This is a genomic window from Hydrocarboniphaga effusa AP103 (assembly GCF_000271305.1).
Taxonomy (GTDB): Bacteria; Pseudomonadota; Gammaproteobacteria; order Nevskiales; family Nevskiaceae; genus Hydrocarboniphaga; species Hydrocarboniphaga effusa.
Map to the genome: position 1 here is coordinate 215,443 of NZ_AKGD01000002.1, position 22,329 is coordinate 237,771.

General features: G+C 66.8%; 15 protein-coding genes. 7 read left to right on the forward strand and 8 right to left on the reverse strand.

The window, feature by feature from the left end:
• Window positions 1–10 precede the first annotated feature (10 nt).
• From WQQ_RS12440 to WQQ_RS12450, 3 genes are read right to left on the reverse strand one after another with little or no spacing between them, the layout of a single operon-like run.
• A complete protein-coding gene (locus WQQ_RS12440; protein ID WP_007185541.1) occupies window positions 11–1,327 on the reverse strand; it encodes a D-arabinono-1,4-lactone oxidase in 1,317 nt (438 codons plus the stop codon).
• Between the two features lie 11 nt (window positions 1,328–1,338).
• Complete coding sequence (locus WQQ_RS12445) at window positions 1,339–2,571, reverse strand: alanine racemase (protein WP_050997715.1); 1,233 nt, start codon at window positions 2,569–2,571, stop codon at window positions 1,339–1,341.
• A 17-nt stretch (window positions 2,572–2,588) separates the two neighbouring features.
• Complete coding sequence (locus WQQ_RS12450; RefSeq protein ID WP_007185543.1) at window positions 2,589–3,116, reverse strand: TetR/AcrR family transcriptional regulator; 528 nt, start codon at window positions 3,114–3,116, stop codon at window positions 2,589–2,591.
• A gap of 233 nt (window positions 3,117–3,349) precedes the next feature.
• On the opposite strand from WQQ_RS12450, the gene WQQ_RS23045 reads away from it, so the two are divergent.
• Window positions 3,350–5,998 (forward strand): neutral/alkaline non-lysosomal ceramidase N-terminal domain-containing protein, encoded by a 2,649-nt coding sequence (locus tag WQQ_RS23045; protein WP_007185544.1) that lies wholly within the window; start codon window positions 3,350–3,352, stop codon window positions 5,996–5,998.
• 169 nt (window positions 5,999–6,167) lie between these two features.
• Window positions 6,168–7,589 carry a histidine kinase gene (locus tag WQQ_RS12460; protein WP_007185545.1) on the forward strand — a complete coding sequence of 474 codons (1,422 nt, stop codon included), beginning with the start codon at window positions 6,168–6,170 and terminating at the stop codon, window positions 7,587–7,589.
• A 213-nt stretch (window positions 7,590–7,802) separates the two neighbouring features.
• On the opposite strand, the gene WQQ_RS23050 is transcribed toward WQQ_RS12460, so the two are convergent.
• The 5 genes from WQQ_RS23050 to WQQ_RS12480 form a co-directional block, all read right to left on the reverse strand.
• A complete protein-coding gene (locus WQQ_RS23050) occupies window positions 7,803–9,755 on the reverse strand; it encodes a CocE/NonD family hydrolase (RefSeq protein WP_007185546.1) in 1,953 nt (650 codons plus the stop codon).
• 328 nt (window positions 9,756–10,083) lie between these two features.
• Window positions 10,084–10,590, reverse strand: coding sequence for a YIP1 family protein (locus WQQ_RS12470; protein WP_007185547.1), 507 nt, complete (start codon window positions 10,588–10,590; stop codon window positions 10,084–10,086).
• 106 nt (window positions 10,591–10,696) lie between these two features.
• The gene (locus tag WQQ_RS12475; protein WP_007185548.1) at window positions 10,697–10,921 is read right to left on the reverse strand and encodes a DUF4169 family protein; all 225 of its coding nucleotides are present in this window, start codon (window positions 10,919–10,921) and stop codon (window positions 10,697–10,699) included.
• 36 nt (window positions 10,922–10,957) lie between these two features.
• A complete protein-coding gene (locus tag WQQ_RS25105) occupies window positions 10,958–11,089 on the reverse strand; it encodes a hypothetical protein (RefSeq protein WP_007185549.1) in 132 nt (43 codons plus the stop codon).
• Between the two features lie 136 nt (window positions 11,090–11,225).
• Window positions 11,226–11,831, reverse strand: coding sequence for a TIGR00645 family protein (locus WQQ_RS12480; RefSeq protein WP_007185550.1), 606 nt, complete (start codon window positions 11,829–11,831; stop codon window positions 11,226–11,228).
• Between the two features lie 293 nt (window positions 11,832–12,124).
• Between WQQ_RS12480 and WQQ_RS12485 the strand changes: the two genes are divergently transcribed.
• From WQQ_RS12485 to WQQ_RS12505, 5 genes are all read left to right on the forward strand, one after another.
• Window positions 12,125–15,055 carry a PEP/pyruvate-binding domain-containing protein gene (locus WQQ_RS12485; RefSeq protein WP_007185552.1) on the forward strand — a complete coding sequence of 977 codons (2,931 nt, stop codon included), beginning with the start codon at window positions 12,125–12,127 and terminating at the stop codon, window positions 15,053–15,055.
• Window positions 15,056–15,280: 225 nt separating this feature from the next.
• Window positions 15,281–16,612 carry a serine hydrolase gene (locus WQQ_RS12490; protein ID WP_050997677.1) on the forward strand — a complete coding sequence of 444 codons (1,332 nt, stop codon included), beginning with the start codon at window positions 15,281–15,283 and terminating at the stop codon, window positions 16,610–16,612.
• Window positions 16,609–17,928, forward strand: a complete 1,320-nt coding sequence (locus WQQ_RS12495; RefSeq protein WP_007185554.1) for an Npt1/Npt2 family nucleotide transporter — start codon at window positions 16,609–16,611, stop codon at window positions 17,926–17,928. Before WQQ_RS12490 ends, WQQ_RS12495 begins: the two co-directional genes overlap by 4 nt.
• A gap of 147 nt (window positions 17,929–18,075) precedes the next feature.
• A complete protein-coding gene (locus WQQ_RS12500; protein WP_007185555.1) occupies window positions 18,076–19,638 on the forward strand; it encodes a glycerol-3-phosphate dehydrogenase/oxidase in 1,563 nt (520 codons plus the stop codon).
• 456 nt (window positions 19,639–20,094) lie between these two features.
• Window positions 20,095–22,314, forward strand: a complete 2,220-nt coding sequence (locus WQQ_RS12505; RefSeq protein WP_007185556.1) for a hypothetical protein — start codon at window positions 20,095–20,097, stop codon at window positions 22,312–22,314.
• Window positions 22,315–22,329 lie beyond the last annotated feature (15 nt).

Sequence of the window (22,329 nt, forward strand, 5' to 3'; positions counted from 1 at the left end):
GGCGAGCCTTTCAGGGATTGAACAGGCGTTGCAGCAAGGGGTTCAGGAACAAGCCCTTGGGATCGAGCTCGCGGCGCAGGCGCTGGAAGTCGTGCCAGCGCGGATACCGCGCGGCGAGGTCGCTCGCGCCGAGCGAATGGATCTTGCCCCAGTGCGGACGGCCGCCGTGATTCAGGAAGATCGCCTCGGCCGCGGCGAAATAGCGCTCGTGTTCCATGCCGACGTACTGGTGCACCGAGATCGATACCGAATCACGTCCGTAGAACGGCGACAGCCAGATGTCGTCGCCGCGCACGTGGCGATACTCGATCGGGAAATGCACGAGCACGGGCTTGCGGTTGACGTACTCGGCGAGCTCGCGCATCGCGTCGGGGCCGCGCTCGATCGGCAGCTCGTATTCCATTTCCTGGAAGCGCACCAGCCGCGCGGTCGCGAACGCGCGATGGCAGTCGGCCACCATCGTGCTCTGGTTGCTCGGGCTGATGTTTGCGATGAGCCTGCTGACGCCCGGAGCCCAGCCCGGCTTGGCGCGCACGAGCCGCGAAAGCAGCCCGAACAGGCCGTTTTCGAGCACCAGTTCGGAAGCCGTGGTCAGGCCGTTCGACGACTCCGGCTGATCGGTCCAGTCCATCAGCTTCACCTGCGTGAGCTGCGTGTGCGGCATCCAGAAGAATTCGAAATGCCGGTACAGCTTGGCGAGATCGAGCGACTGTTCGAGGCACTCGTCGAGCGGCATGTTGCGCTTGATGAGCTTGAGCCGGTACGCGGGCTCGAGCTCTATGTCCATTGCGGTGATGATGCCGAGCGCGCCGAGCGACACGCGTGCCGCGTCGAACAGCTCGGCGTTCTGCGTCGCCGAGCAATGCACTGGCTCGCCGCTGGCGAGCACCAGGCTCAGGCCGCGCAGCTGCGTCGAGATCGAGCCGAGCTTCAGGCCCGTGCCGTGCGTGCCGGTGGATACCGCGCCGGCGAGCGTCTGCTTGTTGATGTCGCCGAGGTTGGTCATGCCGAAGCCGCGCCTGGCGAGCTCCTTGCCGAGCCAGGACAGCTGCGTGCCGGCCTGGATGCGCGCGCGATGACCATCGATCGAGTCGATGCCGCTCAGCCGGTCGAGCGTCACCAGCGTGTCGCTGGTCTTCACGAGCGGGGCGAACGAATGACCGCTGCCGGCCACGCGCAGCTTGCCGCCGCGCATCGCCACTTCGCGCACGATTTCCTGCAGGGCCGGAACGCTCGCGGGCGCGATCGTGTGGCGCGGCGTGAAGCGCACCGAGCCCGACCAGTTGCTCCAGGGTTTCGAATCCGCGATCAAAGTGCTGTGCGTCATTGCAAGCGTCCCTAGAAGAAGTTCTGTCCCTGGCCGCGATAGGTCGGCGTGGTCGCCACCGCCTGGTCTCCGCGGAACAGCAGCAGCCGGTCGAAGCGCTCCATCATTTCGCCGGCCTTGGCATGCCTGAAAAACAGCGGGGCTCCGAGCCCCGGCGTGAAACCCGGCGGCAGCTTCACCGGCGTCTGGACTTCGCCCGCGCCCTCGTCGCCGAGCAGGCGCATGCCGGACGGCAGGAACGGGCTCGGCAGGCGATCGGCGCCGGCCGGGCCCGAGGCGATGTAGCCGCCGCCCGTGCAGGTCGCCAGGCCCGGAGCCGGACGGCGCACGACGGGCAGCGCGAAGAAGGCCGCGGGCAGGTGGTGGAAGTGGCCGAAGTGATCGAACAGCGTCGGCGAATACAGCCCGGAGCCCGCGGTGGCTTCAGTGATGCAGGTATCGGCCGCGGTGGCTTCGAGGCTGCCGGTGCCGCCGCCGTTGACCAGGCCGATGTCGTGTCCGGCTTCGCGCAAGGCCTGCACGATCTGCCGGCGGCGCCTGCCGAGTTCGCGCTGCGAATGCCGCTTGAGCGCGCGCAGCAGCTGATTGCGCAGCGGCGAACCCGGCGCACGATCCTGCAGGCCGGCGAGCTGCGCTTCGTAGCCCATCGCGCCGACCAGTTGCAGCGCACCGGCCTGCTCGCGAATGCAGGCGGCCACCGCGAGCGCGGCCTGCGCATCGCGCAGCGGCGAGCGGCGCACACCGAACCAGAGGCCGGGCAGGTCGCTCGACATGTCGAGGTCGAGCGCGACGCGAAAGCGCACGCCGAGCGTCCGCGCGGCCTGCGCGAGCGCGAGCGCCTGATCGGCTTCGTCGATCATCAGGGTCAGCGTGGCGCCGCTGCGCACGGCTCGCGCGGCGGCGGCGAAATCGTCGGCTTCGAGCGTCGGATATCCGACCAGCAGATCGTCGAAGCCCTGCTGGTGCAGCCAGGCCGCTTCGCGTGCGCTGTAGCAGAACAGTCCGCGGAACTGCGCGGACATCGCCTGCACGTGGCGCAGGATCTCGACGCAGCGGATCGACTTGGTGCCGAGCCGGATCGGCAAGCGGCCCGAGCGCAGTTGCAGGGCCTGCGCATTGGTTTCGAGCCGATCGAGATCGACGAGCGCGAGCGGCAGGCGCTGACCCTCGACCACGCGCAGCAGCCGCCGGTAATAGGCCTCGCCGTCGCGCAGGGCCGGTTCGGCCATGGGCGTGGGCAGCATGGATGCTTCGGCGCGCGTCATTCGCGCAGCCCCTTGCTGTCGCCGTTGGCGAGCTGCTTGAGCAGCTTGACCACGCGCGCGCGCTGCCGGGCGTCGAGCGGCGAAACCTGGAACAGCTCCATGAGCCAGAGCCCTTCGGTCGCCAGGTGCACGAGCGCGGCGCGCTCGAACGGCACGTCGTGCGAGATCGCGGCGAAGCGGGCGCGGAAGTAGTCGCCCACGCTTTCGATCATCGCCGGGCTGCTGTTGAGCACCGCGAGCAGCGCGCCGCTGACGTGATCGTCCTCGTCGGGTTCGCGTACCGAATTGGTCACGTAGGCCTTGAGCTCGCGGCCCGGCCCGACTGGTGTTTTGGCGAGCACGCTTTCGTAGGCCGCGCGGTTGTGCGAGGTCACGCGTTCGAGCAGGGCTTCGAGCAAGGCTTCCTTGCTCGGAAAGTGATACAGCACGCCGCCCTTGCTCGCGCCCGCGCGCAGGGCCACCGCATCGAGCGTGAGCTTGCCGGCGCCCTGTTCGAGCACCACCGCGGCGGCGGCGTCGAGCATGAGCTCGCGCGCGCTCGGCCGGCCGCGTGTGGCCGCGCCGTCGCTTTTGGATGCTGCTCTGGAGCTTCGCGTGACCGGCATGCCTGGGATTGATGCTTGATGCGCTAATTTATGTACCGACTGGTCGGGACAGTAAAACCGGTGTCCGGCAGGGTCAAGCTGAGGGGGATTTACCCTTGTGGCCTGCATGCAAAAGGTCTATCGATATTCGTCCTGAGCATGGGGAAACGGGAATGAAAAAGGTCACCAACGCCGGCCTGCGAACGCAGGGGAATTCGCACCGGCCACCGTCGCGGATTCGCGCCTGGTGCCTGGCGCTGCTGCTCGCGGGCTGCGGCGGCAGCAACTCGCCGGATGGTCCGCCGTCGTCGCCACAGGCGGCGCTGCCGCCCGAGGCGAGCTGCGTGCTCGAAAGCCCGGCGCTCGCGGTCGGCACCACGCCCGAGCTGACCGTCAACGGCACCACCTACACGCGCAGCCACGTGCCCGACGCGCCGGGCCCGCTCGAGCTGCCGCGCAAGGACGTCGGGCCGGCGCCCGAAGGCCCCTGCCGCGACAGCCGGCGGTTTCGTTTCGGCAGCGGCCTCTACGACACCACCGGCCCGATCGGCGGGCAGCCGACCGGCCACGCCGACCTCGCCGGCATGGTGCTGCCGCCGCAGCCGCAGATCGGCATCCACACGCGGTTGTACGCGCGTGCATTCGTGATCGAGTCGCCGTGCAACGGCAAGCGCGTGGTCTACGTCTCCGACGATCACACCTTCTCGACCGCGCTGGTGCGCCAGGAAGTGCTCAAGCGCCTCGCCGCGGACGCCAGCCTCGGCGGCAAGTACACGGGCGACAACGTGATGCTCTCGGCCACGCACACGCATGCGGCGGGTGGCGGCTACGGCGATCCGACCGTGTTGCCGGCGCTGCCGGCCGGCGTGCCGCAGGTGTTCATCGACGTCTACAGCTACGCGCAGTCGCTCGCGCTGAGCGTGAGTCCGTTCGACGCCGACAATTTCGAAGCGATCGTCGACGGCATCACGCGCGCGATCGTGCGCGCGCACCGCAATCTCGAGGCGCATCCGCAGAGTGCTTCGATCAAGCTGTCGATCGGCGAGCTGCTCGATGCCAACCGCAGCCGCGATCCGCCGGCCTATCGGCAGAACGCGCCGAGCGAACGCGCGCGCTACGTCAACAAGGCCGGCAACGAGGTCGAGGTCGACAAGCGCTTCCTGCAGCTCACTTTCGTGCGTGACGACGGCAGCGCGGCCGGCGTGCTGAACTGGTTCGGCGTGCATCCGACCGTCATGGGCAATCACGGACTGATGATCTCGGCCGACAACAAGGGCGAGGCCTCACTGGGCTTCGAAAAGCTCATGCGCACGCGCTACCTGCCCGATGCGACGGCCGGCGACGGCGCGGCCGACAACTTCGTCGCCGCGTTCGCGCAGACCGACGAAGGCAATTCGGTGCCCGATCTGTTCATCTTCGACAAGGATCTGAACGGCAGCGACGCGCCCGGCGAAGGCGTGCCGTATCGCTATCGGCTCGGCACCGACGACCCCTACGATTTCGACACGCCGTACTACGAGCGCGGACTGCCCAAAGCCTCCGCGATCTTCGGCACCAAGCAGCTCGCGCAGGCGCTGCGCCAGTACGGGCAGGGCGATGCGCTCAAGGGACCGGTGGACTTCCGTTTGTTCTACGTCGACATGGCGGCGGTGACGATCGACGATCCGACGGTCACCGAGCGATCGACCTTCGCCGACCTGCCGGCCGAGCTGTATCCGGAGCAGCGCAATACCTGCACCGGTGCGGTGGGCCTCGGCAAGCTCGTCGGCGGTGCCAACGGGCCTGCGTTCGGTGCGGCCGGCTTCGCCTGCGTGGTCGATGCGCCGGTGGATGTCGGCAACGATCTGCGCAATCACTACAACGGCCTGTTCAACGGCAGCGGCTCGATCACCGCCGTGGTCGAGGGCAACAAGATCAACGTGCCGGTCAACGGCGTCGCGCTCTACAGCCTCGTGACGCCCGTGCTGTGCACCGCGCAGCTGCTGATGCCGCAGTACCAATGCCAGCGCGAGAAAGTGGTGGTCACCGAGTTCGGTGCGGGCCCGGCGCCGATCCAGCTGTTCCGCATCGGCAATCTCGCGATTCTCGGCGTGCCGTGGGAAGTGACCACGATGGCCGGTCGCCGGCTGCGCGAGACGGTGCTCGACGTGCTCGCGCCCGTGGGCATCGACACCGTGGTCATTGCGGGATTGTCGAACGCCTATCTCGACTACATGACCACGCGCGAGGAATACGCGGCGCAGCTCTACGAAGGCGCTTCGACCAACTACGGTCCCTGGCAGCTCGCCGCTGCGCAGCAGCAGGCGCGCAAGCTCGCGTTGACGATGGCGTCGAACACGCCCGCGCCGGCCGGCGTCGCTCCGGAGGCGTTGGCGCTGGGCCCGGCCTCGCCGGTCACCACCGATGCGGCGGCCCAATTCGGTGCCGTGGTCGACGATGCGCAGCCGAGCTACGCGCGCGGGCAGACCGTCGAAGTGAGCTTCGTCGGCGGCTACCCGGGCAACGATCTCAAGCGCATGTCCTCGTACCTGTTCGTCGAGCGCCAGCAGGGCGACGGCTGGGTGACGGTGGCCACCGACAAGGATCCCGAGCTCATGTTCATCTGGGACGGCCGCACGCACCTGGTGTCGACGCTCGGCCACTACATCGCGAACTCCGAGAACCGCGCGGTGTGGACGATTCCGCGCGACGCCCCGGCCGGGCGGTATCGCATCCGCCACGAGGGTGTGTCACGGGCCTCGGCGGATAGCGCGCCGGTGCCGTATACCGGCATCAGCGCGACCTTCGAGCTCGGCGGTGCGCCGGCGCAGTGCGCGCAATAGGAATGCAAATCGGAAGGCCGCCCCGGGCACCGCCGCGACGAGCTCGGGACGGCTGAAATCGGGAAATGCTCCCGGTCCATCGTGGTGTCGGTTGCGGGACACTCGCGGTGTACCGATGCGACCGTTGGAGCTTGCATGACCCGAAATCTGCCCGCGATGGCGATCGTCCGTGCCTGACCTGCTTCCGCCCGTGCAGGCCGATGCGATCGACGGCCTGATCGCCAAGGCCGGACAGCGGCGGCGCTCGCGCTTCGATCTCAAGCGGCGGCTGTCGATCTCGATCGCGGGCCTGCTGGTGATCGTGCTCGGACTTTCGGTTGCGGCGGTGCTGCGCAATTCCGCCCAGTCGGTACGGGGCGAGATCGAGGCAGTGATGCGGCTCGCGGACCGGCTCGTCGGCCAGGATATCGCGAGCGCAGCGGCTCGCGGTGACGAAGCGGGCTGGAACGCGCTGCTCGACGTGCTCGACGACAGCCGCCATCTCTGCGTGCAGCGCACGCGCGCCGCACGGCCTTCCAACTGCCCGGCCCCGATGCCCGCCGAAGTGCCGCGCTGGTTCTCGCACACGGTGGCGCCGCCGACCCTCGAACTGCGACGCGAATTCATCGCGAGCGATGGTCGCGTGCTCCACGCGGTGATCCGCGCCGATGCGGCCGACGAAGTGCTCGAAGCCTGGAGCGAAGCGAGGCCGCTGCTGACCGCGATCGCGCTGATCGGCTTTCTGATCAACGCCATCGTCGTCGTCACCGTCTGGTTCTTCCTGCGCCCGGTCGATGCGATCCGGCAGGCCATCGTGCGCATGAGCCGCGGCGAGCTGCAGCCGCAGCTGCCCCGCGCCGCGACGCCCGAGCTCGGCGGCATCGTCGAGGGGCTGGTCGATCTCGGCACGCGCCTGCGCCAGGCTCGCGAGGACAAGCACAGGCTGCTGCGGCGCAATCTCGAATTGCAGGAGAGCGAGCGCTCCGCGATCGCGCGCGAACTGCAGGACGAACTTGGCCAGGGCCTCGCCATCATCGACGCCAACGTGAGCCTGTTGCAGCAAAGTCTCGACGAAGACGCGCAATCGCAGGCGGAGTCTCAGCAAACGCTGCTGCTGATCCGCGACAGCGTCGCCGACTGCTGCGACCGCCTGCGCGCGATGCTCGTGCAGCTGCGTCCATCGGGCCTATCCGAATTCGGGCTTGGCTATGCCTTGCAAAGCCTGATCGGCAACTGGGAGCGGCATTGCCCGCACATTCGCTTCGAATCGCAGGTCGATCCGAACGCCGCGCCCGACGATGCGCTCACACAGGTTTACGTGTATCGGGTCGCCCAGGAAGCGTTGACCAACGCGGTGCGGCACTCGGGTGCGCGGCACGTTCGCATGGAATTCGGCACCGCACGCGGAGAGCCGGTGTGCCTGCGGATCGTCGACGACGGCGCCGGCCTGCGCGAAACGCGCCGGTCGCGCAAAGGGCATGGCTTGCGCGGCATTCGCGAGCGAGCCGAAGCGCTCGGCGCGGTGCTCGATCTGCAATCGCCACCGAGCGGCGGCACGCAGCTGGAGCTGTGGTTGCCGGACAGCGTGATGCAGGTTTCGAGGTTGGGGTGAGACGAATGTGGAGTGGGCCCGCGCGCATCGCGGATCCTCTCTCCCGCTTGCGGGAGAGAGTCCCGCCGAAGGCGGGGAGAGAGGGTAAGCCCGAGAAAGTGCGCTCACCTTCCCGCCAGCCCCTCTCCCGCAGGCGAGAGAGGGGACCGCATCTAGCGCGTAGCTTTCCCGGGTTTTGTGTCACCGCACAACAGGAGCGGGGCGGCTCCACCGCTACTGCAACAACCGGCTCCCCGAATACTCTCCCGGCACCAGGATCGGCAGCTGCACGTCGCTGAGCTCGACGCTGTATGGATTCACGTACAGCAAGCCCAGCACCGGCTCCAGCGCCGAGGTGATCGGCGGAATCGGCGTGCCCGCGATGTAGTTGACGATGCCCGTGAGTCCCGACAAGCCTTCGGCGCTGACGATCGCGGCGTACTGGATATGCTGCGGATACAGCAGCAGGCCCACCTGGTCGCCGTCCTGCAGGCGCTCGCCGATCGCGGGCAGCAGGATGCGATCGTCCTCGGCGATGTTGCGATTGTTCGTGTGCTCGCCCTCGACGAACGGCGTCAGCTGATCGTCGACGAGGATGGTCTGCGAGCCGCGCTTGATGCCCACGCCGACGAAGGCATTGGTGCTCTGGTTCGGCAGCGCGGGCGAGCCGCGCAGCACCGTGATCCTGGCGATCGTCGGTGCTCCGGCGAGCACCTTGTCGTTGCCCGTGATCGTCGTCACCGGCACGAAGGTCGGCGAGATCGCAGCGGCGGCGACGGACGCCGTCGCGGTCGCGAGCGTCGCCGGCACCGAGCCGCTGCCGCTCAGCGCTCCGACCGGAAAACGCTCGAGCGCGAGGCCCACGTCGGCGGCCGGAGCGCCACGCGTGTCGGCGACCGACAGGCAGATCTTCGGCAACGCATCGTAGGCTGCGGAATCGATGTGCTTGAGGTGATGATCGAACCAGCCGAGCACCGCGGCCACGCCGGTCACGCTGCCGCAATTGGCGTTGCCTTCGATCTGGTTCGCGAGCGGATTCATGTGCCCGCCTTCGGTCGAGATCAGGCGCACGTCGCCACCGGCTTCCGAAAAGTAGCGGTGGTTCCAGTACGCTTCGGTGAGATTGAACAGCACGTCGCGATTGCCCTGCACGAACAGCGCGGGAACCTTGCGCAGCCTGGCATCGCGCTCACCGAACCCCCAGCCCTGGCCGGCTTTCTGCTGGCGGCGGAAGTAGTTCATGCCATGCGTGTCGAAGAACGGAATCATCTCGGCTTCGCTCACCGCTCGCGGCCTGGCAGTGGGGCGCGAGACCGCGGCGACCAGGTCGGCGCGCGAGCGCACGTTGTAGGCGCCCAGGCCGAACGGGCCGATGGTGTTGCAGAGCGTCGCCACGATCGGCGTGTTGCTGACGCCGCCGGTGAGCGCGAGCACGCAAAGCAGCCCGCCGAAGCCGAGCTTGAGCGAATCACCCGGCATCAGGCTGTAGAGCAGGCCGTGCCAGGTGCCGTTCGGCACGATCGCATCGATGCGCGGATCGATCGCCGCGAGCGGCATCTGAAACGCCCCGCCGTAGCTGTAGCCGAGCGTGCCGACCTTGATGTCGCGCTCGATGCCGGTGCCGCTCTGGCGCAGGATGCCGAATTCGTCGGCGTGGTCGTAGGCCCAATCGAGCAACGCGCGCGCGTCCTGGGTTTCGGCCGCCGGATCGATGATGCGCGCGTTGGCGTTGGTCGATTCGCCGTGCCCGCGCTCATCGAAGCTGATCACCACGTAGCCGTGATACGGCAGCGCCTGCGTGAGTTGATCCATCGACGGGAAATGCGGCGACTCCGGATGCAGCGTGCCATCGGTTGCGAGCGCGGTTTCGCGCGTTCCACCATAACCGTGGCTTTGCAGCACCACCGGAAACGCATCGCCGGCGCAGCGCGCGGGCGTCATCACGGTGTAGAAGATCTCGGTGGTCGCGGCGGGATTCGCGGTCGGATCGGGGTCCGAAGGCGAGGCGATGACGAGGCTGTGCTGCGTGGCGGCAGGCGGCATCGGCGTGTCGCAGCTCGGCGTCAGCGTGCCGCCGTCTCCGCCGCCGACGTCGGCGTCGTCGGGGCTGTTGGACGAACAGCCCGTGATCGCGACGAAGGCTCCGACCATCAGGCTCAGCAATACGGCAGAGGCTGGCTTGCGCATCTGCGTTCTCCTCTTGTCATCGTTATGTCACGCAGTATGGCGCGGGTTTTTCGTGCTGAGCCCGGTATCAGGTCGGCATGAGCTGTTTTTGCGGGTGTGGCTCAAGCAGCGTGCTGAGCGAAGCGGTTGACGTTCCTCTCCCCCGCTTGCGGGAGAGAGTCCCTGCGAAGCAGGGGAGAGAGGGTTCGCTCGGGAGCGTGAGCGTATTTTTCAGGCTTTCCCTCTCCCGGCTCTTCGAGCCACCCTCTCCCACAAGTGGGAGAGGGGACAAACAAAAAGCCCTTCGAATTCGCGAGAACTCGAAGGGCTCGATCGAAGCGCGCTGCGCCTACGGCGCGAGCAGATACAGAATCAGCAGATTCACCAGCCAGCCGATCAGCACCACCACCACCGCCCGCCAGGTGTCCTTGTAGTCGAGCGCCTGGCGCACGGCGATGATCATCGCGACGAGCATCCAGATGTTGACGGCCAGCATGATGATCCAGCCGACCACCGGGATGAAGCCGAAGACGCGCAGCACGCCCGGGGTCTGCGCGAAGCCGGTGGTGCGGGCCACTTCGCCCCAGTCCGAGCTGGTCTGCGGCTCGGCGAGCATCTTGGTGCCGATAAGCCAGATCACGGCGGCCCAGATGGCCCAGCCGAGCACGGCGCCGACGATGCCGGTGGCGATGCCGGCAATGCCGTTGTAGCCCATGCCGCCGATGCCGAGCGCGATCGAGGCGATCACGACGACGGTCAAGGCCTGGAAAGTGGCCGAACGATCGGCCTCCACTTCTTCGTAAGTCGCGACGTTGAGCCGGGCCGCGCCCAGCATGCGATCGGTGAAGCTCGCCATGAATTCCTCCTTGGTCGGTGCCGGCGTGCGAGAAACGCGTTTCGGACAGTTGCCGAAAATTGCGGTCCACCCCGATTCTGGCTGCTTTAGCTGAACCTCGGCCTGTCTAAGCGGAGTCTATTGTCTCGGGGCCCTCTTCGCCCGTGTGTTCATCGCCAGGCTCGCGGCGCAAGCCATCGAGCTTGCGATGGGCCTCCTCCATCTGCGCGGCTTCGAGCTGCTTCTGTTCCTTGGTGCGACCGAAGCGCACGCGATTTTCGGCCGCCTGCGCCTGGGCCTGCTCGCGTGCCTTGCGCTTGCGCGCCTTGTTGAAGTTGATGATCTCGGCCATGACCCATTGTGCTCCGTGTCGCCGGCAAAAGGCGCCTCAGCTGCGGCAGGGCGGCCCTGGAATCAGCGGCAAGCCGAGCGCCGCGCGCAGGCTCGCGGTGGCCTGCGTGCGCAGCGCCGGGCTCGCCGGATAACGCTGCACCCAATCGAGCAGATCGGCGATGTCCACCGCCTGCGTCCGCAGAATCGCGCGCGCCCGCTCCAGCGCCTCGCGCCCGGCCTCCTCGTCGAGAAACGCGCCGAGCGTTTCGACGAGCGAGGTCGGCAGCGAATCCGGCGGTGAATGCGCGCTGTCGATGGCGGCCTCAGTGCCCGTCGCGCGGATGCTGAGACGCGAGCGCGTTCATGAGCTTGTCGGTGTAGGCGATGCCGATGGCCGAGGCGATGAACGCCAGGTGGATCAGCGTCTGCCACATGATGCCGGTCTCGCTGACGCGGCTGCAGGCGATGTCGGCCGCCACGCTCGCGCAGGACGGCAGCGCGCCCATGTTGCCGGCTTCGATGAAAGTCTTGAGCAGATGGATCGAGGAGATGCCGATGATCGCCATCGCCAGCTTGACCTTGAGCACCGAGGCGTTGACGTGGCTGAGCCACTCGGGCTGGTCCGGATGGCCTTCGAGCCGCAGGCGCGAGACGAAGGTCTCGTAGCCGCCGACGATGACCATGACCAGCAGGTTCGAGATCATCACCACGTCGATGAGCCCGAGCACGATCAGCATCACGTCCTGTTCCTTGAACGAGAAGGCCCCGTGCAGCAGGTGCCAGAGCTCCTTGACGAACAGCACGACATAGACCGCCTGGGCGACGATCAGTCCGAGGTACAGCGGCAGCTGCAGCCAGCGCGAGGAGAAGATCAGTGCGGGCAGCGGGTTCAGGCGAAAGGCTTCGGTATCGGACGTCGGATTACGCATCGGGGAGCAAGCGCAGGGGCAGGGAGGAGGCGAGGATTCTAGCCGCCGCAGACCAGGCTCGCGTGACATTGGGCAATCTGACCGCGGGGCGCCGTTTCAGGACGAGTTCATAGCCTGCCGGCATAGTCCCGAGCGGTGCCTGGAGCACCGCCGGGCGATCGCGACACACATCGCGACACACAGGGAATGACGATCGTATCGCTCAGACAGTACGATCCGAACACAAGATCCGAATCGACTCGCAGGGGGCTGGAATGCGGTTGCAGCGACGCAGGGCTGCGGGACTCATACGGATGACGGTGACGGCGGCGCTGGTGGCCGCGTTGACCAACGCAGCGCGGGCCGCGGACGAGCCGGCAGCGCCTGCCGCCGGCGGGCTTTCCCTGGCGACGATGCGCGGCTGGATCGAGCAGATGAAGCGCGAGCCGCGCGGGCCGTTCGATCGCATCCGCTACTTCTGCAAGGACGGCCAGGTGCTCGAACCCAAGGCCTACGCCTGCGAGCCTTACGGCGGCGGCTATCAGCACGGCGAATGGAGCGCGCGCACCAGGGCCATCCGCGAGGCCGGCTATCCGATCGCCAACCTGCTCGTGATGGTGAAGCCGGACGATGTCGTCGGGCCGAACGCGAAGGCCGATCTGCTGCAGGTGCTCGTCGTCGAGCGCTTTTTGATCGCGAGCGACGATGGCTGGGTGTTCCGCCGCGCGCTGTCGTATCGCGGTGCGATCCAGGATCACAACGAGAAGGAAAGCGCGCGCGATCTGTTGCAGGCGCTCGCGCGCGGCGACACCGCCTACATTCCGCTGCGCGAAGCCGCGCGCGCGTTTCCGCACGGCCCCGACACGCCGAGCCTCACGCGCGTACGCGGCATGGCCACCTCGCTCGACGAGAAGGACGCCAAGTTCCACTCGCTGCGCTCGCGCATCCACAACACACCCGAGTCGGGAGATGCGGCGCGCGTGCGCGCCTATGCGAGCAGCACGAGCGCCAGGCCCGAACTGGCGGCCGAATACGAAGCGCTCGCCGCGGCCATCGATGCGGCGTACCAGCCCAAGCCCTTGTCGATCGAGCTCAAGCAGCTTGGCCGCTACTTCAAGGACGAAGCCGCGCGCGACGAGCTGCAGAAGCTCATCGAAGCGCAATTCGCCACCGAGCAGCCGGGCGCAACGCTCGACGCCCAGCTCGCGGGCGCGGCGAACACGCTGGTGTGGCTCAAGGATCGCGCGCTGCAGCGGGTTCCGGCGAGCGGTCGCCTGGCCGCGATCGACGTGAGCCTGGAAGCCGAGAACCGCTTCATGGTCACGGCTTCGAAGGCCACCGCGCAGATTCCCACGCTGACGCGCGAAGCGCGGCTCCATCAGCTGCGCATCTCGGCCAAGGCGCTCTACGGCATCGGCCTGCTCAACCAGCGCGAGTGGGATTCGCTCGGCGAGTCGCTGTCCGAGCTCGAAGGCAAGGTCAAGCTCGATACGTATCGCGAAGCGCTCGAATATCTCGAACGCGCATCCTCGTGGAGTACGCAGCGGCTGCATTACGAATTCGGCAACGGCGTCGACAAGCTCACGCCGATCGCGCCCGAGGCCGAAGGCTTCGTCGCCGATCGCCTGCGATCGAGCCCGCTGCTGTTCTACTCGTCGCTGCTGCAGACGCTGCGCGAGGATGCGGACAAGCTCGCGGGCACTTCGCAGACGGCGTTCGGCGCATCGGTGGGCGGCGGCTTGCGCCGGCTCAATCCGGGCATCGCGCGCGGCTTGTTGCGCGTGTCGGTCGATGAAGAAACCAACGGCCAGCCGGCGATCTACCTGGTTCCCGAAACCACCTCGGATCTGCCGGCCGCCGCAGGCATTCTCACCGAAGCGGAAGGCAACCCGGTGTCGCACGTGCAGCTGCTCGCGCGCAATCTCGGCATTCCCAACGTGGTGGTGGCCAGCGAGCTGATGCCGACGATCCGCCAGCATGACGGCGAGCGCATCGTCGTCGCCGCCAGCGTCGGCGGCGTGGTGCAGATCGATGCGGACGGACCCAGGTGGGATCAGCTGCTCGGCAGCGCAGGCGAAGCCAAGCCCTCGCTCATGATCGTGCCAGACCTCGCCAAGCTCGATTTGCTGCGCCAGGATTTCGTCTCCACCGACGAACTGCGAGCCAGCGATTCCGGGCGCATCGTCGGGCCAAAGGCCGCGCACGTCGGCGAACTTTCGCACCGCTTCAAGGGCCATGTCGCGCCGGGGCTCGCGGTGAGCTTCGGCATCTTTCGCGAGTTGCTCAAGCAGCCTGTGAAAGCGGGCGGAGAGCCGATGTACGACTGGATGCGTGATCAGTACGCCGAGATGGCGGTGCTGCGCAAGCTCGATCCTTCGCGCCACGAGCAGCGCGTCAAGCAGTTTCTCGCGTTCACGCGCAACTGGTTCGCAACGGAACAGCTGCCGCAAGCCCTGCTCGACCGCCTGCACGGCGCGATGATCGAGCGCTTCGGCATGGACGGCACCTACGGCGTGTTCGTGCGCAGCGACACCAACATCGAAGATCTGCCGGGGTTCACCGGCGCGGGCCTCAATCTCACGGTGCCGAACGTCGTCGGCTTCGAAGAAACCGTCGCCGCGCTGCGCAAGGTCTGGGCCTCGCCGTACACCGAGCGCGCCTACGGCTGGCGCCAGGACTTGATGGACCAGCCCGAGCACATCTACGTCTCGGTGCTGCTGCACCGCTCGGTGCCGAACGAAAAATCCGGCGTGATGATCACCGCCGACGTCGACACCGGCAGCCTCGAAGCCCTCACGGTGACGACCAGCCTCGGCGTCGGCGGCGGAGTCGATGGAGAAGCTTCCGAAACCCTGCGCGTCGATCGCGACAAGGCCAAGGCGCAGCTGCTGTCGTCCGCCACTGCGCGTCGGCAGCGCCAGCTGCTCGCGAGCGGCGGCGTGAGCCTGCTGCGCGCACCGGCGCCCGAGCGCGTGCTGACGGACAAGGAGATCGAGCTGCTCGCCGAGTTCGCACGCGAAGTGCCGCGTGCCTATCCGGAGCTGCACGACGACCAGGGCAAGACCACGCCGGCCGATGTCGAATTCGGCTTCGTCGCGGGCAAGCTCATGCTGCAGCAGATACGCCCGTTTTTGCAGAACCGTGCGGCTGCGAGTCAGGGATACCTCGCGAAGATGGACCAGGGCTTGCGTGCACGGGACAGCAAGCGCGTTCCACTCGATGAAAAGCCGGAGGCGGGGAGCTAGATGCTGCGGATCATGGCGAGGGTGGTGAAATCGATTCAGCGCCGCGGTGCGCTGTTGATGTCCTCTCTCCCGCGTGCGGGAGAGAGTCCCTCGCGCAGCGAGGGGAGTGAGGGAGCGCACCTGGAGCAAAGCACCATGTTTGAAGTCTGTTCCCTCACCCGGCGCTGCGCGCCACCCTCTCCCGCACGCGGGAGAGGGGAGAAAGCCGGCGCTCTGTTGCTGACGATGGCTTTGCTGGGCGCCGCCATCCCCGCCCACGCCTACCCCGTCGACGGCTACGCCTACACCGGCATCCGCCGGCTCGACTACATCGCCGGCGTCGAAGCCGGCACCATCCCGGGCCGCAAGATGCAGCCGGGCCAATACCTGCGCATGGAGCAGGTGCAGCCGGGCTGGAAGACCAACGAGGGCAAGCTGCTGCCCGATGTCGACGCCGACTTCAGCGCGCAGCTGTCGAAGATGCTCAAGTCCTCGGGCTATGGCAGCTACAGCGTCGCGCTGCTCGATCTGTCGGACCCCAGCGCCGCCAAGTACGCGGGCTACGACGACGACAACAAGGCCAACGTCGGGAGCGTGGGCAAGGTGCTGGTGGTGCTCGCGCTGTTCCAGACGCTGGCCGATCTGTATCCAGGTGACGGGCCGGACGCCATCGCGGCGCGCGAGCGCGTGCTGCGCGATACGCGCGTGGTCGCCGACCAGTACAGCCAGTACGACCATCACACGGTGACGTTCTGGGACCCGGTGACCAAGGTCCGCAAGAGCCGTTCGATTCGCGCGGGCGACGAGGCGAGCCTGTGGGAATATCTCGACTGGATGCTCTCGGCGAGCAGCAATTCGGCGGCCGGCATGGTGCAGAAGGAGCTCATCGCGCTCAAGCATTTCGGCCGCGCTTATCCGGCCTCGAAGGAAGACACCGAAGCCTTCTTCAAGTCGCAGAGCGGCAAGCAGCTCGGCGATCTGTACCTGCAGACCATGGACGACGCGGTGCTGCGCAACGGGCTTGATCCGGGCCAGTTCCGCCAGGGCAGCCTGTTCACGCGCGGCGGCAAGCAGAAAGTGGTCGGCACCAACAGCTTCGCCACCACCGAGCAGCTGGTTCGCTACCTGTACCGGCTCGAAGCGGGCACGCTGGTCGACGCCTTCAGCAGCCGCGAGATCAAGCGCCTGCTGTACATGACGCAGCGGCGCATCCGCTACGCCTCGCATCCGGTGCTCAACGATTCGGCGGTGTACTTCAAGTCCGGCTCGTTCTATCAATGCAAGGTGAGCGGCAGCTGCGGCAAGTACAAGGGCGACAAGACCAACCGGCTCGCGTCGGTGGCGATGGTCGAGTCACCGGCCGGCACGCCGCGCCTGCGCTATCTCGTCGCCATTCACTCCAACGTGCTCGGAGTGAATTCGGCGGTGGCGCATCAGACGCTCGCGCTCAAGATCCAGCGGCTGATCGAGTCGCGCCATCCGGTCGAAGTGCAAGCTCCGGCCACTCCCGAGAATGCCTTCCCGCAGGTTCCGGTCGACGATCCGGAAGCCGGCGGCGACCGTGACGAGCCGCAATGAACGATCCCTTGAACCATGCGACACCCTCGCGCCGCCAGTGGCAGGGCAGCACCGCGCTGCGCTCGGTGCTGCTGTTCGTCAATTTCTTTTTGATCCTGCTCGCCTACTATCTCGTCAAACCGGCGAGCCGCTCGCTGTTCCTCGAGCACAGCAGCTCCGATGCGCTGCCTTACGTCTGGACCGCGAGCGGCCTGCTGCTGCTCGTGCTCGTTCCGAGCTATCAAGGCCTGCTCAAGCGCTACGGCCGCATGCGCACGGTGCTCGGCAGCTGCGTCGCCACCGCGGGCGCCTTGCTGATTTTCCGCTCGCTGTTCCACCATGCCGGGCCGCCGACCGCGATCGCCTTCTACGTGCTCGTCGACATCTTCAGCGTGGTGCTCGTCGAGCAGTTCTGGAGCCTCACCAACAGCGTCTATGACAGCAAGGAAGGCAAGCGCTGGTACGGGCTCATCGCGAGTGGTGGCCTGGTCGGCGGCATGGTGGGCGGTCTCACCGCGAGCACGCTCGTCGATACCGGCTTGCTCGATACGCCCGACCTGATCAGCGTCGCCGCCGCACTCGTGCTGTTCATGATGCTGCTGACGAGCCGGCTCGCGCGCGCCGGGCTGTATCGCGAAAAGCCCGCGGTCGCGGCGGCGCGCCTCGAAGCGCAGGCGCAGCCGGTGGATTTCGGCCTGGTCTGGGATTCGATCCTGTCGAACCGCTTCATCCTGCTGATCACCCTGCTGCTGCTGTTCTCGCAGGTCTGCGAGCCGATCGTCGAATACCAGTTCATGCATCACGTCGAGCAGACCTACACCGACCAGAACGCGCGCACCGTGTTCCTGTCGGAGTTCCTGAGCCTGCTCAGCGCGATCGCGCTCGGCATCAACCTGCTGCTGACGCCGCTGATCCACCGCTATCTCGGCGTGGTCGGCGGCCTGATGGTGCAGCCGGTGCTGCTCGGCATGGCCTCGCTCGCGTATCTGGTGCATATCGACCTGCGCATGGCGATGGCGATGAAGCTCACCGATCGCGGGCTGTCGTACTCGATCAACCGGGCCTCGCGCGAGCTGCTCTACGTCGGCGCCGACGCGGCGCGCATCTTCAAGGTCAAGGCCTGGATAGACATGGTCGGCTATCGCACCTTCAAGATCGTCGGCAACGTCGCCATCATCGGCATCTCGGCGCTGCCGGATCGCTTCGGTGACTACATGCTCGGCGGCGTGGTGCTGAGCATCTGCGTGGCCTGGGCGCTCGCGGTCTGGGCGCTGCGCAGCACGCGCCGTGCCCCGCCCAAGGCGAGGCCGATCGGCGACGCCATGCCGCATGCTTGAGATCCTTCTCCCGCCGGGAAAAGGCGCCCGACGGCCGGTGAAGGGTTCTCAGAGATCACGAGGCTGCTTATCCCTGAAAGGCCCTCACCCCTTCCCCTCTCCCGGTGGGAGAGGGGTTCTAAATGCAGCAAGCCGCTACCATCGCCCATGGCCGACGCATATCCGCTGATCCGCAACACCGCCGCGCTGCGCGGCGGCTTCGATCTGCTCGTCATCGGTGGCGGCATCTACGGTGCCTGGACCGCGTACGACGCCGCGCTGCGCGGGCTCAGGGTTGCGCTGGTCGAGAAGAACGACTGGGGCAGCGGCACCTCGAGCGCATCGAGCAAGCTGATTCATGGCGGCCTGCGCTATCTCGAGCACTTCGAGTTCTCGCTCGTGCGCCATGCGCTCGCCGAACGCCGCGTACTCACCGACATCGCGCCGCATCTCGTGCGTCCACTGCGTTTCATGGTGCCGATCTGGAAAGGTGCGCGTGTCGGCAAGCTGCAGATGCGCGCCGGCCTCGTGCTCTACGACGTGCTCTCGGGCTTCGACCAGCCCGTCGAGCGGCACAAGTCGTTCTCGGCGTCCAAGCTGCTCGAACGCCACCCCTACCTGCGCAGCGACGGGCTCAAGGGCGGGCTGTCATATGGCGATTGCCAGGAAGACGACGCGCGCATGACGCTCGCGGTGGTCGCGGCCGCGCAGGCGGCCGGCGTGGTCGTCGCCAACCGCATGGCGGTGCAGACGCTGCGCCACGACGAGAACGGATTCAGCGGAGCCAACCTCGTCGATCAGATCAGCCACGAGCGCTTCGTGCTCGCGGCGCAGGCCGTCGTCGTCGCGGCGGGCCCGTGGTCGAACGCGATCGTCGGTCGCAAGGCGCCGCGCGTGAAGCTCGTCAAAGGCGTGCATCTGGTGATGCCGCCGATTCCCTCGTCGATCAAGGGTTCCGGTGACGCCTTCCTGTTCACGGCGCCGCAGGATGGTCGCGTCTACTTCGTGATTCCGTGGTACGGCCGCACCTTGCTCGGCACGACCGAATCCGAAGTGAGCGACCCTTCGCAAGCCGTCGTCACCGATGTCGAAGTGCGCTATCTGCTCGACGCGGCGCGCCATGCCTTGCCCAGGCTCGACTGGCAAGAATCCGACATCGTCGGACGCTTCGCCGGCGTGCGGACCTTGCAGGCCGAGGACGAGGATTCACTGTCGGCGGTCACGCGCGAATTCACGATATTGCAGCCCGAGCCGCGTGTGATCCTGCCGATCGGCGGCAAGTACACGACCGCGCGCTGCGATGCGGTCGACATCGTCTCTACCGTCATGCGCGCGCTCAAGCGTGAGCGCGTGCCATCGAAGACGCATGAGCGTTCGCTGCCTGGAGCGCCATCGGCCGAGCACTACGAAGCGTGGTTGCAGCAGGCTTGCGCGCAACTCATGCAGGCGGGCATCGCGCGGGACGGCGTCGAGCAGATCGCCAATCGCCATGGAACGCGCGTCGAGCGCCTGATCGCGCTGCTCGAAGAGAACCCGCAATGGGCGCGTCGCATCGTCGACGATCTGGCTTTCGTCGACGCCGAGATCGTGCTCGCGGTGCGGGAGGAAATGGCCATTTCGCTCGACGACGTGCTGCGCCGCCGCATGCCACTGACCTTGCTGACGACGCTCGATGATGCTGCGTTGCAGCGTATCGATTCGCTGATCAGGCAGAACCTGCCGCAGCATTGATTACTGTGTAGCGCAAATTGTTTGTCCTCTCTCCCGCTTGCGGGAGAGAGTCCCTCGCGCAGCGAGGGGAGAGAGGGCCAGATCGATAAGTGAGCGCACTTTCCAGGCTTTCCCTCTCCCGGCGCTACGCGCCACCCTCTCCCGCAAGCGGGAGAGGGGACCAGTAGAGCATGCGTAATTTCATAAAACCCGCGCTCCCACGTAAGGGTTTCGTCCCGATCACAACAGGCTTTTCGCAACACCACCACGACGAACGGTTGCAACAAGTCGACGAAGTTCCGTCTTCAATTCGCAACAGCGAAACAACGAATCGTGACGATTCGATCGTCAGTAGAAATTCCCTGTTGCAGATACGGTACAACCGGCAAACACTAGCGTCGATCACAAAGCGGCCCGCAGCGAGCGGGTCGCGTACGGAGCGGGAAGCTCCATGGTGCACATTGAGAGGAGAGGCTCATGAAGATTCGCAACGCGGCGATGGCGTTCGTTGTGCTGTGCTCGGCTGCCGGGCTATCGGCTTGCAGCAGCCGCAATGATCCGGGCGGTGAGGATGGCGGTCTCGAGAGCGGCGTGTTCTCGCTGTTCGATCCGGTGGCCGCAAGTCCCCAGGTTCCGTTTCCGTTCGACGGATTCTTCTCGGGCTTCACCGATCCCACCTTGAACATTCCGAATGCGTCGAATGCGCCGTTCGTGACGCAGGCCAACCTGCAGGACGGCTTTTCGACCACGGCATCGATGTTCACCGACCTGCTCGGCAAGCTCGATTACGGCAGTCTCGATCGGGGGCTGATCATCATCGACGGCTCCACCGGCCGCCCGCTCGTCGCCGGTACCGATTACACCACGCAGCCTTCGGTCGCCACGGCCTTGAATCCGCTGTCGCGCGTCGAAGAGCCGATCAGCAATTTCCGTTCGCGCGTGCTGATCGAGCCGCTGCGTCCGCTCAAGCCGTCGACGCGCTACGTGGTCGTGCTCACGCGCGCGCTGCAGAGCGAAGAGGGCACTCCGGCGCGTGCGAGCGAGCTGTTCACCGTCGTGCGTTCGGGCACGCCGGTGGCCGAGCAGACCGCAGGTGTTCTGCAGACGCTCAACGCCACGCAGAAGGCCACGCTCGAAGCGCTGCGCAGCACGCTGATCCGTCCGATCGTGGAGCAGCTGACGGGTGCTAACCTCGTCGCCGAAGACGACATCGTGCTGGCCTGGAGCTTCACCACGCAGTCGGTCAGCAACACGCTCGACAGGTTGCAGGCGAACGCCACCGCGAGCAGCTTCGCGGCGCGCAACACCGGCGCCACGCTCAAGCAGTTCAACGATGCGTTTCCGGCCATCGCCAACGTTTACTTCGGCACGCTGAGCGTTCCGTATTACCTCGCGACTTCCGGTGGCGACACGCACTCCACCGATCCGCTGACCAAGTACTGGCTCGCGGATGCGACCAAGCCCGACACCACCAAGAGCTTCCTCGGCCAGGTGCCTTGCGGTGCGTTCGCCGCCGGCGTCAACGGCTTCAAGCCGAGCGAATCGACCACGCTGTGCTTCCCCGAGCCGACCAAGCGCGCGGACGTCACCATTCCGGTGATCGTGACGCTGCCGAACGCGAACAGTGGCCGCACGATGCCCGCCGCCGGCTGGCCGGTGGTGATCTTCCAGCACGGCATCACGGGCAATCGCTCGCAGGCGCTCGCGCTGGCTCCGGCGTTGACGATGGCCGGCTTCGCGGTGGTGTCGATCGATCTGCCGCTGCACGGCATTCAGGAAAACCCCAGCGCGCTGCGCATTCCGGGCGTCGCCGAACGCAGCTTCGATCTCGACCTCGTCAACAACACCACGGGTGCGCCGGTGCCGGATGGCGTCACCGACAGCTCGGGCACGCACTTCATCAACCTGTCGAGCCTGCTGACGAGCCGCGACAACATTCGCCAGGCGGTGTCCGACCTGATCGTGCTGAGCAAGTCGGTTCCGGGCGCCATTCTCGTGAGCACGGCCGGCGCGCCGGACGGCAACAAGTTCGATGGCGGCAACATCCGCTTCGTCGGCCATTCGCTCGGTGGCATCGTCGGCGGCACGCTGCTCGGCGTGAACGGCGACATCGGCGCTTCCACGCTCGCGATGCCGGGCGGCGGCATCGCCAAGCTGCTCGATGCATCGGTCAGCTTCGGTCCGCGCATCGCGGCGGGCTTGCAGGCGAGCGGTGTGGTCGAAGGCAGCGACAACTACGAAACCTTCATGCGCTTCGCGCAGACCATCGTCGACTCGGCCGATCCGATCAACTACGCGGTCGCGGCCAAGACCAAGCATCCGATCCACATGCTCGAAGTCGTCGGCAGCGCAACCTCCGCGCCCGACCAGGTGGTGCCGAATTCGGCGCCGGCCAACGACGGCGTGGCGGTGGGCGGCATCAAGGCCAACGACAAGGTGACGATCGAAGGCTTCTTGTCGGGCACCGCTCCGCTGCATGAAACCATGGGACTCGCGGCGCACACGTTCGGCGGCAGCGCCAACGTCCTGCTCGGCGAAGCGGCGCGCAGCAACGTGGTGCGCTTCACCGCGGGCGATCACGGTTCGATCCTGAGTCCGGCGGCTTCGGCGACGGTGACGCAGGAGATGCAGAAGGAGACGGCGAGCTTCCTGGCCAGCGGTGGCCTGTGTCTGCCGATCGGAGGGTCGTGCCCATGAAGCGCGCGACCGCTT

What these genes read in the sequence shown, in the direction of transcription:
- WQQ_RS12485 (WP_007185552.1), top strand. Translation starts at nt 12,125, where the DNA reads ATGACGGTGACGGCGGCGCTGGTGGCCGCGTTGACCAACGCAGCGCGG.
- WQQ_RS12490 (WP_050997677.1), top strand. Translation starts at nt 15,281, where the DNA reads ATGGCTTTGCTGGGCGCCGCCATCCCCGCCCACGCCTACCCCGTCGAC.
- WQQ_RS12480 (WP_007185550.1), bottom strand. Translation starts at nt 11,831, where the DNA reads ATGCGTAATCCGACGTCCGATACCGAAGCCTTTCGCCTGAACCCGCTG.
- WQQ_RS12500 (WP_007185555.1), top strand. Translation starts at nt 18,076, where the DNA reads ATGGCCGACGCATATCCGCTGATCCGCAACACCGCCGCGCTGCGCGGC.
- WQQ_RS12445 (WP_050997715.1), bottom strand. Translation starts at nt 2,571, where the DNA reads ATGCTGCCCACGCCCATGGCCGAACCGGCCCTGCGCGACGGCGAGGCC.
- WQQ_RS12450 (WP_007185543.1), bottom strand. Translation starts at nt 3,116, where the DNA reads ATGCTCGACGCCGCCGCCGCGGTGGTGCTCGAACAGGGCGCCGGCAAG.
- WQQ_RS12440 (WP_007185541.1), bottom strand. Translation starts at nt 1,327, where the DNA reads ATGACGCACAGCACTTTGATCGCGGATTCGAAACCCTGGAGCAACTGG.
- WQQ_RS23050 (WP_007185546.1), bottom strand. Translation starts at nt 9,755, where the DNA reads ATGCGCAAGCCAGCCTCTGCCGTATTGCTGAGCCTGATGGTCGGAGCC.
- WQQ_RS23045 (WP_007185544.1), top strand. Translation starts at nt 3,350, where the DNA reads ATGAAAAAGGTCACCAACGCCGGCCTGCGAACGCAGGGGAATTCGCAC.
- WQQ_RS12505 (WP_007185556.1), top strand. Translation starts at nt 20,095, where the DNA reads ATGAAGATTCGCAACGCGGCGATGGCGTTCGTTGTGCTGTGCTCGGCT.
- WQQ_RS12470 (WP_007185547.1), bottom strand. Translation starts at nt 10,590, where the DNA reads ATGGCGAGCTTCACCGATCGCATGCTGGGCGCGGCCCGGCTCAACGTC.
- WQQ_RS12475 (WP_007185548.1), bottom strand. Translation starts at nt 10,921, where the DNA reads ATGGCCGAGATCATCAACTTCAACAAGGCGCGCAAGCGCAAGGCACGC.
- WQQ_RS12495 (WP_007185554.1), top strand. Translation starts at nt 16,609, where the DNA reads ATGAACGATCCCTTGAACCATGCGACACCCTCGCGCCGCCAGTGGCAG.